The organism is Actinoplanes rectilineatus (assembly GCF_000962825.1).
Lineage (GTDB): Bacteria > Actinomycetota > Actinomycetes > Mycobacteriales > Micromonosporaceae > Actinoplanes > Actinoplanes rectilineatus.
In genome coordinates this window covers 1-392 of the sequence record NZ_JZKF01000249.1, presented here as the reverse complement: position 1 = coordinate 392, position 392 = coordinate 1, and the positions used below count along the sequence as shown (strand labels likewise).

The following is a 392-nucleotide window of genomic DNA, read 5'->3' as shown; positions in this document are numbered from 1 at the left end:
CTGTGTGGGTTGTGGGTTGGTCGTTGGTTGAGAATTGCACAGTGGACGCGAGCATCTTGTTTTTTGTGGTTAAGTTGTCAAGGGCGAACGGTGGATGCCTTGGCACCAGGAGCCGATGAAGGACGTGGTAGGCCGCGATAGGCCTGGGGGAGCTGCCAAACTAGCTGTGATCCCAGGGTGTCCGAATGGGGAAACCTGGCACGAGTCATGTCGTGTCATCCATGCCTGAATTCATAGGGCATGTGAGGGGAACGCGGGGAAGTGAAACATCTCAGTACCCGTAGGAAGAGAAAACAAACGTGATTCCGTGAGTAGTGGCGAGCGAAAGCGGACGTAGCCTAAACCTTATACGTGTGATACCTGTCAGGGGTTGCGTATTCGGGGTTGTGGGA

At 54.3% G+C, this 392-nt stretch carries 1 rRNA gene; it reads left to right on the top strand.

Annotated elements, in window-relative coordinates:
* Positions 1-67: 67 nt before the first annotated feature.
* Positions 68-392: ribosomal RNA gene (locus WH85_RS46315) — 23S ribosomal RNA — on the top strand; the annotation flags it as partial.